Here is a 13,429-nt window from a genome sequence, read left to right as displayed (position 1 = left end):
CAAAACTGCACACCCGGCAGGTGCGCATTCCGGCTCGGGCGCGCACGTACCGGTTTTCCTGTTCTGGAAACGCATCAGGGATATGAGGATTTAGACCGGTCGCTGGTTTTCTATGCGCGGGGCACAAAAATGCGGTGAGGATGCTGGGTCGAGGGGGTGGCGAATATCGCTTTCGCTGGCAAACAGAACTCCGCCCGGCCCGGTCCCACAACGTGCGCGTAGGCGCCCATGCCATCCAATCAAGCGCGAACGCCACCCCGTGGCGAGCTCGCCACGGTCATGCTGTTCAGTTAAGGAGATAAGACCGCCTTTGTAGGAGCAGCCGGTCGACGCTCGAGTGCTCGCGATAATCGTGAGAGCGACGTGGGGTGTCAGGGAACACGCGTTATCGTTAGCGACCATCGCGAGCACGCTCGCTCCTACAACGGGGCATGCGCTCGGCATCCCTGTTCCGTTGAACAATGTCAGGACTGCAACGGCATGGTCAGTTCGACCCGCAAACCGTCATCACGACTCTCGAAATGCAGCACGCACCCGCAGCGCTGGACGATCGCCTGGACAATCGCCAGGCCCAGGCCGCAACCGGTGCTTGAACCGTTACGCCAGAAGCGTTGAGTCAGGTGTTGCAGGTCCTCGTCGGCTATCCCCGGGCCGTGGTCGCGCACCTTAAAGCGCACGCGATTGCCGGTGGTTTCCAGGCTCAGCTCCACGGCCGCGTCCGCCGGCGTGTGGCGCAAGGCGTTATCGAGCAGGTTGCGCAGCGCGGCAATCGACAACACCGAGGGCATCTGCACCGGTGCCTGGGAATAACTGGCCGGCAGGTGCAGCTTGATCCGGCTACGGTCACCACTCGCCGCGTCCTGAATCGCCAGGCGGGCGACCTGTTCGGCGCTGCACTGCACACCATCGTCGAACGACAGGCTGCCCTCGACCCGGGCCAGCAACAGCAGTTGCTCCAGGGTCCGGTGCAAGCGGTCGGCGCCCTCTTCGGCTCGGGCCAGGGACTGGTCACGGGCAGCCCCGTCGGTCATGCGGGCCACTTGCAGATGGGTCTTGATGGCCGTCAACGGGCTGCGCAGTTCGTGGGCCGCGTCACCGGTCAGCCGACGCTCGCGCTCGATGGTCTTGCCAATGCGCTGGAACAACTGGTTCTGGGTTTCCAGCAACGGCTGCAATTCACTGGGCAACGGCTGGATCTGCAGGGGTTCAAGGGAATCGGCGCTACGGCGCATCAAGGCGTCACGCATGCGGTTGAGTGGCGCCAGCCCCTGGCCGATGCCCAGCCACAGCAAGCACAGGCAGCCGAGCAAGGCCACGCCCACCGGCACCGACGCGGCCAGCAGTATCGACAGGTTCAACGCTTCGCGCTCCACTTGCCGGTCGGCCGTGGTGATCCGCAGGTCGCCACGGGCCAGGGTGAAGCTGCGCCAACGGGCGCCGTCGATCATCTGATCGTGAAAGCCCAGCTTTTCGGCTTCCAGGGTTTGCTCGGGCGTCGCATGACTGCGGGCCAGGATTTCACCGCGCAACGAGCTGACCTGACAGGCCATCCCCCCCGGAACATTCAACTGTTCGGCACTGAAGTGGGTGCCCTCGCCCTTGCTCGGCAAGGGCGGCAGCTGCTCCAGCAGCCCGGCCACCATGCGCGCCGACGCCACCAGCCGCTGATCGAGGGAGAACATCATCTGGTTACGCAGGTCGCTGAGCATCCAGGCCGCGGCCAATGCCCAGATCATCGCGAAAGCCGCGCCGAGGGTCAGGCTCAGGCGCACGCGCAAACTCATCACTTCGATTGCTCTCCAGCGTCCGCCGGCCCCAGGCGATAACCCAACCCCCGCACGGTCTCGACAATGCCATTGCCGAGCTTGCGCCGCAGGTGATGGATATGAACGTTGAGGGCGTTGCTTTCCAGTTCATCGTTGAAGCCGTACACGCTGTCCTTGAGTTGCTCGGTGGACAGCACCCGGCCACGGTTGTGCAGCAGGGCCTGCAGCAGCGATTGCTCGCGGCGCGACAGGTCCACCGGCTGGCCGGCCAGCAAGGTTTCCCGGCTGCTGGGGTCGTAGGTCAGGGCCCCGTGTTCGATCAAGTTGACGCTGCGACCCGCGACCCGACGCAACAGGGTGTGCAGGCGCGCGGCCAGCTCGCGCAAGTCGAAGGGCTTGAGCAGGTAGTCATCGGCACCGGCTTGCAGGCCATCGACACGGTCAGTAACCGAGTCGCGAGCGGTGAGAATCAGCACCGGAATCTCCAGGCCTTGCTGGCGCAGTTGCTGAAGCAGTTTCAAGCCGTCTTCATCGGGCAGCCCCAGGTCGAGCACCATCACCTCGAACTCGGCGACCTTGAGCATCGCCCGGGCAGCCGACGCCGTGGCCACATGTTCCACGGTCATGCCCTGAGCCGTAAGGCCGGCAACAATACCGCTGGCGATCAGCTCATCGTCTTCACAGACAAGTACGTGCATGGTGAGACCTGTAGAAAAGTGTTGATTAAGAAGGCACCGGATTAAGCCGACATTATGCCCCAGCTGTCATCGCCACAAGGATAACGCGGTTAATCATCGGTTAATCGCGACCCTTCATGGTGCACCCTACTTGCACCGGTATAAGGTCTACCCATGCGTCGTCTGTTTCTATTCATGCTGTTTGTTTTCGCAGGCCTGGCCCAGGCCGCCGCCAACCCGTTTGAAACCAAACCTGATTTCCTGCCGGTGGGCAAGGCCTTCACCTTGACCTCCGAACGCCTGGAATCCGGGGAAACCCAGCTGTTCTGGCAAATTGCCGACGGCTACTACCTGTACCAGAAACGCCTGAGTTTCAACGGTCTGCCAGAGGCCCAAGCCCCTGCGCTGCCCGAGGGTGAAGCCCACAGCGACGAATTCTTTGGTGATCAGCAGGTCTATCGCCAGGGCCTGGAGCTGAAGATCCCGGCCGACGCCACGGGCCGGATCAAAGTGGGTTTCCAGGGCTGCGCCGATGCCGGCCTGTGTTACCCGCCCCAGACCCAGGTGGTTGACCTGGGTGGTATCGTGCCTGCCGTCAACACCGTAGAAGCACCGGATCAAGCCTTGGCTAGTGGTCTGCAACAGCAGGCGCTGGGCTGGAGCTTGCTGGTGTTTTTCGGCTTGGGCCTGCTGCTCGCATTCGCCCCTTGTTCGTTGCCCATGCTGCCGATCCTCGCCGGCTTGATCGTCGGCAGTGGTGCCAGTGCCAAGCGCGGCTTCGCCCTGGCCGGCAGCTATGTAGTGAGCATGGCGCTGGTGTATGCGGCACTGGGTGTGCTGGCGGCATTGCTGGGGGCCAATCTGCAGGCATGGCTGCAGAATCCCTGGCTGCTGGGCAGTTTCGCGGTGATCTTTGTACTGCTGTCGCTGCCGATGTTCGGCTTCTTTGAACTGCAATTGCCGGTGGCCGTGCGTGACCGTCTGGAAAACGCCAGCCGCAAACAGGGGGGTGGCAGCCTGCTCGGGGCTGGTGCGCTGGGGGCGTTATCCGGTTTGCTGGTAGGCCCGTGCATGACCGCGCCACTGGCCGGTGCCTTGTTGTACATCGCCCAGAGTGGCAATGCGCTGCATGGCGGGTTGATCCTGTTCACGATGGGCATCGGCATCGGTTTGCCACTGTTGCTGCTGGTGACCGTCGGCAACCGTTTCCTGCCCAAGCCCGGCACCTGGATGAACCTGCTCAAGGGCATCTTCGGTTTCCTGTTCCTCGGCACCGCGCTGATCATGCTCCGGCCGGTGCTGGATGAGTCGCTGTGGGTCGGCTTGTGGGGCGCGCTGTTGCTGATCATTGCCTACAGCGCCTGGCGCCAGACCGGCGGGTTCGGTCGTGCCGCCCATGTGTTCGGTGGCCTGGCACTGCTGTCCGGGTTGTGGGGCAGCATGTTGATGATTGGTGCTGCCGGCGGCAGTGACGACCTGTTCAAGCCCTTGCAGGTCTATCGCGCACACGCCTCCACTGGAGTGGCCAGCCCTACGGCCCACGACGCCTTCATCACGGTCAAGGACGCCACCGCGCTGCAACGTGAACTGGACACGGCACGCGCCCAGGGCCAGTGGGTGCTGCTGGACTACTACGCCGACTGGTGCGTGTCGTGCAAGATCATGGAGAAACAGGTGTTCGGCAAACCCCAGGTGCTGGAGGCGTTGAAGGATGTGCGCTTGCTGCGCCTGGATGTCACCGCCGACAATGCCGACAGCCGTGAACTGCTCGACCGTTACAAAGTGCCCGGGCCGCCCAGCCTGTTGTGGATCGGCACCGACGGCGAAGAACGCCGCAGCCAGCGCATGACCGGAGAGGTCGATGCCGCCGGTTTCCTCCAACACTGGAACATCGTCCGGAACGCTCTTTGATGCTGACCTTTACCCTCGGCACCTTTGCCATTGCGCTCAATCATTTGCTGCTGATCAGCGCCCTGGGACTGGCCACCCTGGTCGGTTGGCGTGTGGCCAAGCGCGGAGGCGAGAACCCCGAGTCGGTGCTGTTCGGGTTATTCATGCTGGGCCTGCTTGCCGCCAGAGCGGGATTCGTGGTCGCCTACTGGCCTCACTACCGCGGTGACCTGTGGCAAATCATCGACCTGCGCGATGGCGGTTTCCTCGCCTGGCCGGGGGTGATCGTGCTGCTGCTGGCAACGGTGGCGTGGGGCTGGCGTCGTCCGCCCCTGCGCAAACCACTGGGGTATGGCGTGGCCAGCGGTCTGTTGTTCTGGCTGCTGGCGAGCCTGTCCCTGAATCTGTATGAACAAGGCACCCGCCTGCCGGAAATCACCTTGCACAATGCCGCCGGCGAAACCGTGCAACTGGCCGACTATCAGGGCGGCCCCCTGGTGATCAATCTCTGGGCCACTTGGTGTCCCCCCTGCCGACGGGAAATGCCGGTGCTGGAGAGTGCCCAGCAACAACGACCCGACCTGACCTTCCTGTTCGTCAACCAGGCTGAAAGCATGCAGAGCGTCAGCACCTTCCTCGCCACCCAGGGCCTGAGCCTGTCGAACGTCCTGTTTGATCGCGGCGGCCGGTTGGGCCAGGCCGTCGGCTCCATGGCATTGCCGACGACGCTGTTCTACAGCGCCGAGGGTCGCCTGCTCGGCAGCCACCTGGGCGAGCTTTCCGAAGCCAGCCTGGCCCGCGCACTGGAAAATTTCGATACACCCTCCACCCCCATTCAGGCCACACCGCCAAGGAAACTGCCATGCCCCGCTTCCGCCATCTGCTGACGATGACCCTGGGCGCAGCCCTGCTGCAAAGCCCCTTGCTCCACGCCGAAGAACTGCCTGCGGCAATCCGCAAGATCGAAGAAAAAGGCGCGAAGATCATTGGCAGCTTCGATGCACCCGATGGTTTGCGCGGCTATGCAGCGCAATACCAGAACCGAGGCATGGCCCTGTACCTGACGCCCGACGGCAAGCACGTGTTGCTGGGCAACCTGTATGACGCCAATGGCAAGGACCTGACCGCCGAGCCGTTGCAAAAGCTGGTGTACGCGCCGATGGCCAAGGAGGTCTGGGCGAAGATGGAGTCCAGCGCCTGGATCGCCGACGGCAACAAGGACGCCCCTCGAGTGGTGTACCTGTTCAGCGACCCGAACTGCCAGTACTGCACCCTGTTCTGGGAACAAGCCAGGCCCTGGGTGAAGTCCGGCAAGGTGCAACTGCGGCACATCATGGTCGGCATCATCCGTGAAGACAGCCCGGGCAAATCCGCCGCCCTGTTGGCCAGCAAAGACCCGAGCAAGGCCCTGGACGACCATGAAAAGGCCGGCAAACAAAGCGCACTCAAGGCGCTGCCAACCATTCCCAAAGAGGTCCAGGACAAACTCAATGCCAACATGGCATTGATGGAAGAACTCGAACTGTCCGCCACCCCGGCGATCTTCTACCTGGACGCCAAGGGTGACCTGCAACAGCAACAAGGTGCACCATCGCCTGACAAACTAGCGAAGATACTCGGACCTAAATAACGACGACGGGAGCAGCCGAGCGCCGCCCGGCTCTCTCCCGCAATTGATCCGCGCATTGAACCAGCCTCCCCACTCCTTGTGGGCAACTCCATGCTTGAGCTCCCAAGCATGGAGTTTCGTGGATTTTGGCTTTGGCTTCTCAAGCCAAACATCACCCAGGCCGGCCTACCCGCGATTGCAATGGCTCAATCGCTGAAGATCAAGCCACCACCCCCGCGTCCGCCCGCAGCCCCAGCGCCTCGACGGCATTGATCGCACACTGCTCATCGACATCCGACAGGTCACCGCTGATCCCCACGGCGCCCAGTACATTGCCTTCCTGATCCCGAATCAGCACCCCGCCCGGTGCGGGGACCACGCTGCCCTGCCCCAGGCTGTTCAACGCCGCGATAAACGCCGGACGCTGTTGCGCGTCCAGTGCCAATAGCCGCGAGCCCTTGCCCAGCGCAATCGCCCCCCAGGCTTTGCCGACTGCAATGTCGGGGCGCAGCAAGCTCGCGCCGTCTTCGCGCTGCAGAGTGATCAGATGCCCGCCGGCATCCAGTACCGCAATGGTCAGGGGGGCTGCATTGATTGCTCGCCCGGCGGCGATGGCCTCGTTGACCAGGCTGACTGCGACTTTCAAGGTTAAAGCGCTCATGGGTGCCGTCCTTATTTTGTTATGGGAAAGCCGTTGGGCTCTGTTTTTTGAGAAGCCCGATGCAGCAAATAGAACACAATGAATTATATTTTTGTATACAATAATTATCGAAAAGCGCTTCACGCGACGAAACGCCACAGTATTTATGGGCTTCCGACGAATGAAACAAGCGCTTGAGAAAATGGATTGACCTGCGCCATCCGCCGTGAATACACTCTGCGCAAAGCCACTTGTATACAATTACAAAACGTAAAGAGGCACAAAACCATGAGCAAAATGAGAGCAATCGAAGCCGCCGTTCTGGTGATGCGCCGTGAAGGGGTTGATACCGCTTTTGGCATCCCGGGTGCTGCCATCAACCCGCTGTACTCCGCCCTGCAAAAGGTCGGCGGCATCGATCACGTCCTCGCTCGCCACGTTGAAGGCGCCTCGCACATGGCCGAGGGCTACACCCGCACGAAAGCCGGCAACATCGGCGTATGCATCGGGACGTCCGGCCCTGCCGGTACCGACATGGTCACCGGGCTCTACAGCGCCTCGGCCGACTCGATCCCGATTCTGTGCATCACCGGGCAAGCACCCCGCGCCCGCATGCACAAGGAAGACTTCCAGGCCGTCGATATCACCACCATCGTCAAGCCAGTGACCAAATGGTCGACCACCGTCATGGAACCGGGCCAGGTGCCTTACGCGTTCCAGAAGGCCTTCTATGAAATGCGCTCTGGCCGCCCAGGCCCGGTGTTGATTGACCTGCCGTTCGACGTGCAGATGGCCGAAATCGAATTCGACATCGACGCCTATCAACCGCTGCCATTGGCCAAGCCGAGCGCTACCCGCGTGCAGGTGGAAAAAGCCTTGGCCATGCTCGACCAGGCTGAACGCCCGTTGCTGGTGGCCGGTGGCGGCATCATCAATGCCGATGCCAGCGACCTGCTGGTGGAGTTCGCCGAGCTGACCGGCATCCCGGTGATCCCGACCCTGATGGGCTGGGGCACGATCCCGGACGATCACCCGTTGATGGTCGGCATGGTTGGCCTGCAGACGTCGCACCGCTACGGCAACGCCACCATGCTCAAGTCCGATGTGGTGCTGGGCGTGGGTAACCGTTGGGCCAACCGTCACACCGGCTCGGTCGACGTGTACACCGAAGGCCGCAAGTTCATCCACGTCGACATCGAGCCGACCCAAATCGGCCGCGTGTTCACCCCGGACCTGGGCATCGTTTCCGACGCCGCCGCCGCGCTGACCGTATTCATCGAAGTCGCTCGTGAATGGCAGGCTGCCGGTAAACTGAAAAACCGCAGCGCCTGGTTGCAAGACTGCCAGCAACGCAAAGCCAGCCTGCAGCGCAAGACTCACTTCGACAACGTACCGGTCAAGCCGCAGCGCGTGTACGAGGAAATGAACCAGGTGTTCGGCAAGGACACCTGCTACGTCAGCACCATCGGTCTGTCGCAGATTGCCGGCGCGCAGTTCCTGCACGTCTACAAGCCGCGCCACTGGATCAACTGTGGCCAGGCGGGCCCGCTGGGCTGGACCATTCCGGCAGCACTGGGCGTGGTCAAGGCTGACCCGAGCCGCAAGGTTGTGGCACTCTCGGGCGACTACGACTTCCAGTTCATGATTGAAGAGCTGGCGGTGGGCGCGCAGTTCAAACTGCCGTACATCCATGTCGTGGTGAACAACTCGTACCTGGGCCTGATCCGTCAGGCGCAGCGCGGTTTCGACATGGACTACTGCGTGCAGTTGTCCTTCGACAACCTCAATGCACCAGAGCTCAACGGCTACGGGGTTGACCATGTCGCCGTGGCCGAGGGCCTGGGTTGCAAGGCACTGCGCGTGTTCGAGCCGGCCGACATCGCCCCTGCCCTGCGCAAGGCCGAGGAGCTGATCGAGGAGTTCAAGGTTCCGGTGATCGTCGAGATCATTCTGGAGCGCGTGACCAACATTTCCATGGGCACCGAGATCAACGCCGTCAACGAGTTCGAAGACCTGGCGCTGGTCGGCAACGACGCACCGACTGCGATTTCGATGCTCGATTGATTGCGTTTAGATGATCGTTCCCACGCTCCGGCGTGGGAATGCAGTCCGGGACGCTCCGCGTCCCAACAGCGGACGCAAAGCGTCCAATGAGGCATTCCCACGCAGAGCGTGGGAACGATAACTCTTAAGGGAGACCACCATGCCGCGTTTCGCAGCCAACCTGTCCATGCTGTTTACCGAGCAGGATTTTCTTGCCCGCTTCGAAGCGGCCGCCAAGGCCGGCTTCAGTGGTGTCGAATACCTGTTCCCGTACGATTTCAGCTCCGCCGAAATCAAGGCGCAACTGGATGCCAACGGCCTGACCCAAGTGCTGTTCAACCTGCCGGCCGGTGATTGGGCCAAAGGTGAACGCGGGATCGCCTGCCACCCTGATCGCGTGGAAGAGTTCCGCGCCGGCGTGAATCTGGCCATCGCCTATGCGCAAGTACTGGGCAACACCCAGGTCAACTGCCTGGCCGGTATCCGTCCACAAGGCGTCGACGATGCCACGGTAGAAAAAACCTTTGTCGCCAACCTCAGGTTCGCCGCCGACAAGCTGCAAGCGGCCGGCATCAAGCTGGTAATGGAAGCCATCAACACCCGCGACATCCCGGGCTTCTACCTGAACAACACCACGCAAGCCCTGTCGATTCGCGAACAAGTGGGCAGTGCCAACCTGTTCCTGCAATACGACATCTACCACATGCAAATCATGGAAGGTGACCTGGCGCGCACCATGGCCACGCACCTGGGCGAGATCAACCACATCCAGCTGGCCGACAACCCCGGCCGCAACGAACCAGGCACCGGAGAAATCAACTACCGCTTCCTGTTCGAACACCTGGACCGCATCGGTTATCAAGGCTGGGTGGGTTGTGAATACAAGCCGCTGACCACCACCGAAGCCGGTCTTGGCTGGTTGAAAACCCATAACGCAATTTGACCCATTACCTGTAGGAGCGAGCTTGCTCGCGAAGAACGATCAGGCGCCGCGTTTACTCAGGCAGCACGCGTTTTCGTTGAGGTTTTTCGCGAGCAAGCTCGCTCCTACAGAAAGCACAAAACAAGAGGATTTTCTCATGGCTAAAATCGGATTTATCGGCACCGGCATCATGGGCCACCCAATGGCGTTGAACCTGCAGAAAGCCGGTCACAGCCTGTTCCTGTCGGCACACCACGACCCAGCCCCGGCAGACCTGGTCGCCGCTGGCGCGGTGGCGCTGGCGAACCCGAAAGAAGTCGCCCAGGAAGCCGAATTCATCATCGTCATGGTGCCGGATACCCCGCAGGTTGACGACGTACTGTTCCGCGCCGATGGCGTCGCCGCTGGTGTTGGCCCTGGCAAAGTCGTGATCGACATGAGCTCGATCTCGCCGACCGCGACCAAAACCTTCGCCGCCAAAATCAATGAAAAAGGCGCGCAGTACCTCGACGCCCCGGTATCCGGTGGTGAAGTCGGCGCCAAGGCGGCCACCCTGAGCATCATGGTCGGCGGCGACGCCAACGCCTTCGAACGCGCCCTGCCGCTGTTCCAGACCATGGGCAAGAACATCACCCTGGTTGGTGGCAATGGCGACGGTCAAACCGCCAAGGTAGCCAACCAGATCATCGTCGCGCTGAACATCCAGGCCGTTGCCGAAGCGCTGTTGTTCGCCTCGAAAAACGGTGCCGACCCGGCCAAGGTACGTGAAGCCCTGATGGGTGGCTTTGCTTCATCGAAGATTCTCGAAGTCCACGGCGAGCGCATGATCAAAGGCACCTTCGATCCGGGCTTCCGCATCAGCCTGCACCAGAAAGACCTCAACCTGGCGCTGGCCGGTGCTCGCGAGCTGGGCATCAACCTGCCGAACACCGCCAACACCCAGCAAGTGTTCAGCACCTGCGCGGCCATCGGTGGCAGCAACTGGGACCACTCGGCGCTGATCAAGGGCCTGGAACACATGGCGAACTTCTCGATTCGCGACAAGAAGTAAGCCCTGCCCGGTACTGATCGTTCCCACGCGCAGCAAAGGAACGATCATTAGCTCTGTTCCAAAAACAATAAGATTGGGAGCCCGCCATGTCGGTCGATCCGCAACAATTCCTGCGCGACCTGTTCGCCACCGCCATCGACGCGGCCCATCCGCAACAGGTCCTCGAAGCCCATTTACCCAAAGACCGCAGCGGTCGGGTGATCGTCATCGGTGCCGGCAAGGCTGCCGCGGCCATGGCGCTGGTGGTCGAGCGCTGCTGGCAGGGTGAAGTGTCCGGCCTGGTCGTCACCCGCTACAGTCACGGCGCACCGTGCGAAAAAATCGAAGTGGTCGAAGCCGCCCACCCGGTGCCCGACGCCGCCGGCCTGGCCGTGGCCAAGCGAGTCCTGGAACGGGTCAGCAATCTCAGCGAAGACGACCGCGTGATCTTCCTGCTGTCGGGGGGTGGTTCAGCCTTGCTGGCCCTGCCCGCTGCCGGTATCACCCTGGCCGACAAACAGGCGATCAACAAAGCCCTGCTCAAGTCCGGTGCGACCATTGGCGAGATGAACTGCGTGCGCAAGCATCTCTCGGCGATCAAGGGCGGACGCCTGGGCAAAGCCTGCTGGCCCGCGACGGTCTACACCTATGCCATTTCCGATGTCCCGGGCGACCTCGCCACGGTGATCGCGTCCGGCCCGACCGTGGCCGACCCCAGCACCTCGGCAGACGCGCTGGCCATTCTCAAACGCTACGCCATCGATGTCCCGGCATCGGTACGCAGCTGGCTGCAAAACCCCGAATCCGAGACCGTGAAACCTGGCGATCCATGCCTGGCACGCAACCATTTCCAACTGATTGCCCGCCCCCAGCAATCCCTGGAAGCGGCCGCGGTAAAAGCCCGTCAAGCCGGTTTCAGCCCGTTGATCCTTGGTGACCTGGAAGGCGAGTCCCGCGAAGTGGCGAAAGTCCACGCCGGGATCGCGCGCCAAGTGGTGCTGCACGGTCAGCCCCTGGCGGCTCCTTGCGTAATCCTGTCGGGTGGTGAGACCACCGTCACCGTACGCGGCAATGGCCGTGGCGGACGCAATGCCGAGTTCCTGCTCAGCCTGACCGATAGCCTCAAAGGCCTGCCGGGTGTCTACGCCCTGGCCGGTGATACCGACGGCATCGACGGCTCCGAGGACAACGCCGGCGCCATCATGACCCCGGACAGCTACGCTCGCGCCACGGCGCTGGGCCTGAGTGCCAGCGATGAACTGGACAACAACAATGGCTACGGCTACTTCGAGGCACTCGACGCCCTGATCGTCACCGAGCCAACGCGCACCAACGTCAACGACTTCCGTGCCATCCTGATCCTCGAGAACCCTAAACATGACGCCTGATAAAAAGGTCAAAATCCTCGCCACCCTGGGTCCCGCCACCGACGGGATCGACACCATTCGCGAGCTGGTGCAGGCCGGGGTCAACATCTTCCGCCTGAACTTCAGCCACGGCGAACACGCCGATCACGCCCAGCGCTATCAGTGGATCCGCGAAGTCGAACGCCAGCTCAACTACCCGCTCGGCATTCTGATGGACCTGCAAGGCCCGAAACTGCGGGTCGGCAAGTTCGCCCAGGGCAAGGTGCAACTGGTCCGGGGACAGGCCTTGCGCCTGGACCTGGATACCACACCGGGCGATGAACGCCGGGTCAACCTGCCGCACCCGGAAATCATCGCCGCCCTGGAACCCGGCATGGACCTGCTGCTGGACGACGGCAAGCTGCGCCTACGGGTGGTGACCAAGTACGCCGACGCCATCGACACCACAGTGCTCAATGGCGGTGAACTGTCGGACCGCAAGGGCGTCAACGTGCCGCAAGCGGTACTCGACCTCAGCCCGCTGACCGAAAAGGATCGTCGCGACCTGAGTTTCGGCCTGGAGCTGGGTGTGGACTGGGTGGCCCTGTCGTTCGTCCAGCGTCCTGACGACATTCGTGAAGCCCGTTCGCTGATCGGCGACAAAGCCTTCTTGATGGCGAAAATCGAGAAGCCATCGGCCGTTGAACAGTTGCGCGAGATCGCCGAGCTGAGCGACGCGATCATGGTGGCCCGTGGTGACCTGGGCGTGGAAGTCCCGGCCGAGAGTGTGCCGCAGATCCAGAAAGACATCATCAGCACCTGCCGCCAGCTCGGCAAGCCGGTGGTGGTGGCGACCCAGATGCTGGAGTCGATGCGTTTCTCTCCGGCACCGACCCGTGCCGAGGTCACCGATGTGGCCACGGCCGTGGCCGAAGGCACTGACGCGGTGATGCTGTCGGCGGAAACCGCCTCCGGCGACTACCCGCTCGAAGCGGTGCAGATGATGAGCAAGATCATCCGCCAGGTCGAAAGCGGCCCGGATTATCAGGCACAGCTGGAGGTCAGCCGACCGAAAGCCGAGGCCACTACCTCGGACGCCATCAGTTGCGCCATTCGCCGGATCAGCAACATCTTGCCGGTGGCGGTGCTGGTGAACTACAGCGAGTCAGGCACCTCGAGCTTGCGGGCCGCTCGCGAGCGTCCTTCGGTGCCGATCCTCAACCTGACCCCCAACCTGTCGACCGCGCGGCGCCTGAGCGTGGCCTGGGGCGTGCACTCAGTGGTCAACGATCGCCTGCGCCAGGTGGATGAAGTGTGCTCTACCGCGCTGGAAATCGCCCAGGCGCAAGGCATGGCCCAGCGTGGCGACACGTTGTTGATCACCGCCGGTGTGCCTTTCGGTCAACCCGGGTCGACTAACTCACTGCGAATAGAGACATTGATCTAACGAACTGCCCTTGTGGCGAGGGAGCAAGCTTGCGCTCGACTGCAGAGCAGTCGTCTTTC

The 13,429-nt window shown here is 62.3% G+C and carries 11 protein-coding genes; 8 read left to right on the top strand and 3 right to left on the bottom strand.

What is annotated here, in order from left to right; all coding sequences use genetic code 11:
- Window positions 1–464: 464 nt before the first annotated feature.
- A complete protein-coding gene (locus CKW07_RS15820) occupies window positions 465–1,787 on the bottom strand; it encodes an ATP-binding protein (protein ID WP_095145759.1) in 1,323 nt (440 codons plus the stop codon).
- Window positions 1,784–2,464 carry a response regulator gene (locus CKW07_RS15815; RefSeq protein ID WP_095145757.1) on the bottom strand — a complete coding sequence of 227 codons (681 nt, stop codon included), beginning with the start codon at window positions 2,462–2,464 and terminating at the stop codon, window positions 1,784–1,786. The genes CKW07_RS15820 and CKW07_RS15815 overlap by 4 nt, the downstream gene beginning before the upstream one ends.
- A 153-nt stretch (window positions 2,465–2,617) precedes the next feature.
- On the opposite strand from CKW07_RS15815, the gene dsbD reads away from it, so the two are divergent.
- From dsbD to dsbG, 3 genes are read left to right on the top strand one after another with little or no spacing between them, the layout of a single operon-like run.
- Entirely contained in the window at window positions 2,618–4,354 is a 1,737-nt protein-coding gene (gene dsbD / locus CKW07_RS15810; RefSeq protein ID WP_095145756.1) for a protein-disulfide reductase DsbD, read from the top strand.
- Complete coding sequence (locus CKW07_RS15805) at window positions 4,354–5,220, top strand: TlpA disulfide reductase family protein (protein ID WP_095145754.1); 867 nt, start codon at window positions 4,354–4,356, stop codon at window positions 5,218–5,220. The genes dsbD and CKW07_RS15805 overlap by 1 nt, the downstream gene beginning before the upstream one ends.
- Window positions 5,196–5,963, top strand: a complete 768-nt coding sequence (gene dsbG / locus CKW07_RS15800; protein WP_095145752.1) for a thiol:disulfide interchange protein DsbG — start codon at window positions 5,196–5,198, stop codon at window positions 5,961–5,963. Before CKW07_RS15805 ends, dsbG begins: the two co-directional genes overlap by 25 nt.
- A gap of 199 nt (window positions 5,964–6,162) precedes the next feature.
- On the opposite strand, the gene CKW07_RS15795 is transcribed toward dsbG, so the two are convergent.
- Window positions 6,163–6,603 carry a heme-binding protein gene (locus CKW07_RS15795; RefSeq protein WP_095145750.1) on the bottom strand — a complete coding sequence of 147 codons (441 nt, stop codon included), beginning with the start codon at window positions 6,601–6,603 and terminating at the stop codon, window positions 6,163–6,165.
- 267 nt (window positions 6,604–6,870) lie between these two features.
- Between CKW07_RS15795 and gcl the strand changes: the two genes are divergently transcribed.
- From gcl to pyk, 5 genes are all read left to right on the top strand, one after another.
- Complete coding sequence (gene gcl / locus CKW07_RS15790) at window positions 6,871–8,646, top strand: glyoxylate carboligase (RefSeq protein WP_095145748.1); 1,776 nt, start codon at window positions 6,871–6,873, stop codon at window positions 8,644–8,646.
- 139 nt (window positions 8,647–8,785) lie between these two features.
- Entirely contained in the window at window positions 8,786–9,568 is a 783-nt protein-coding gene (gene hyi / locus CKW07_RS15785; RefSeq protein ID WP_095145746.1) for a hydroxypyruvate isomerase, read from the top strand.
- 136 nt (window positions 9,569–9,704) lie between these two features.
- A complete protein-coding gene (locus CKW07_RS15780) occupies window positions 9,705–10,598 on the top strand; it encodes a 2-hydroxy-3-oxopropionate reductase (RefSeq protein WP_095145744.1) in 894 nt (297 codons plus the stop codon).
- A gap of 86 nt (window positions 10,599–10,684) precedes the next feature.
- The gene (locus tag CKW07_RS15775; RefSeq protein WP_095145742.1) at window positions 10,685–11,965 is read left to right on the top strand and encodes a glycerate kinase; all 1,281 of its coding nucleotides are present in this window, start codon (window positions 10,685–10,687) and stop codon (window positions 11,963–11,965) included.
- Complete coding sequence (pyk, locus tag CKW07_RS15770; protein WP_095145740.1) at window positions 11,955–13,370, top strand: pyruvate kinase; 1,416 nt, start codon at window positions 11,955–11,957, stop codon at window positions 13,368–13,370. The genes CKW07_RS15775 and pyk overlap by 11 nt, the downstream gene beginning before the upstream one ends.
- Window positions 13,371–13,429: the final 59 nt, after the last annotated feature.

The organism is Pseudomonas sp. Irchel s3b6, assembly GCF_900187415.1.
GTDB lineage: Bacteria > Pseudomonadota > Gammaproteobacteria > Pseudomonadales > Pseudomonadaceae > Aquipseudomonas.
The sequence above is the reverse complement of the archived record's forward strand: the minus strand, read 5'-3'. Positions and strand labels throughout refer to the sequence as shown.

Bases quoted from the DNA above. Each gene is read 5' to 3' on its own strand.
- hyi (WP_095145746.1), top strand. From the start codon at position 8,786: ATGCCGCGTTTCGCAGCCAACCTGTCCATGCTGTTTACCGAGCAGGAT.
- dsbD (WP_095145756.1), top strand. From the start codon at position 2,618: ATGCGTCGTCTGTTTCTATTCATGCTGTTTGTTTTCGCAGGCCTGGCC.
- pyk (WP_095145740.1), top strand. From the start codon at position 11,955: ATGACGCCTGATAAAAAGGTCAAAATCCTCGCCACCCTGGGTCCCGCC.
- CKW07_RS15805 (WP_095145754.1), top strand. From the start codon at position 4,354: ATGCTGACCTTTACCCTCGGCACCTTTGCCATTGCGCTCAATCATTTG.
- gcl (WP_095145748.1), top strand. From the start codon at position 6,871: ATGAGCAAAATGAGAGCAATCGAAGCCGCCGTTCTGGTGATGCGCCGT.
- CKW07_RS15815 (WP_095145757.1), bottom strand. From the start codon at position 2,464: ATGCACGTACTTGTCTGTGAAGACGATGAGCTGATCGCCAGCGGTATT.
- CKW07_RS15780 (WP_095145744.1), top strand. From the start codon at position 9,705: ATGGCTAAAATCGGATTTATCGGCACCGGCATCATGGGCCACCCAATG.
- CKW07_RS15775 (WP_095145742.1), top strand. From the start codon at position 10,685: ATGTCGGTCGATCCGCAACAATTCCTGCGCGACCTGTTCGCCACCGCC.
- dsbG (WP_095145752.1), top strand. From the start codon at position 5,196: ATGCCCCGCTTCCGCCATCTGCTGACGATGACCCTGGGCGCAGCCCTG.
- CKW07_RS15795 (WP_095145750.1), bottom strand. From the start codon at position 6,603: ATGAGCGCTTTAACCTTGAAAGTCGCAGTCAGCCTGGTCAACGAGGCC.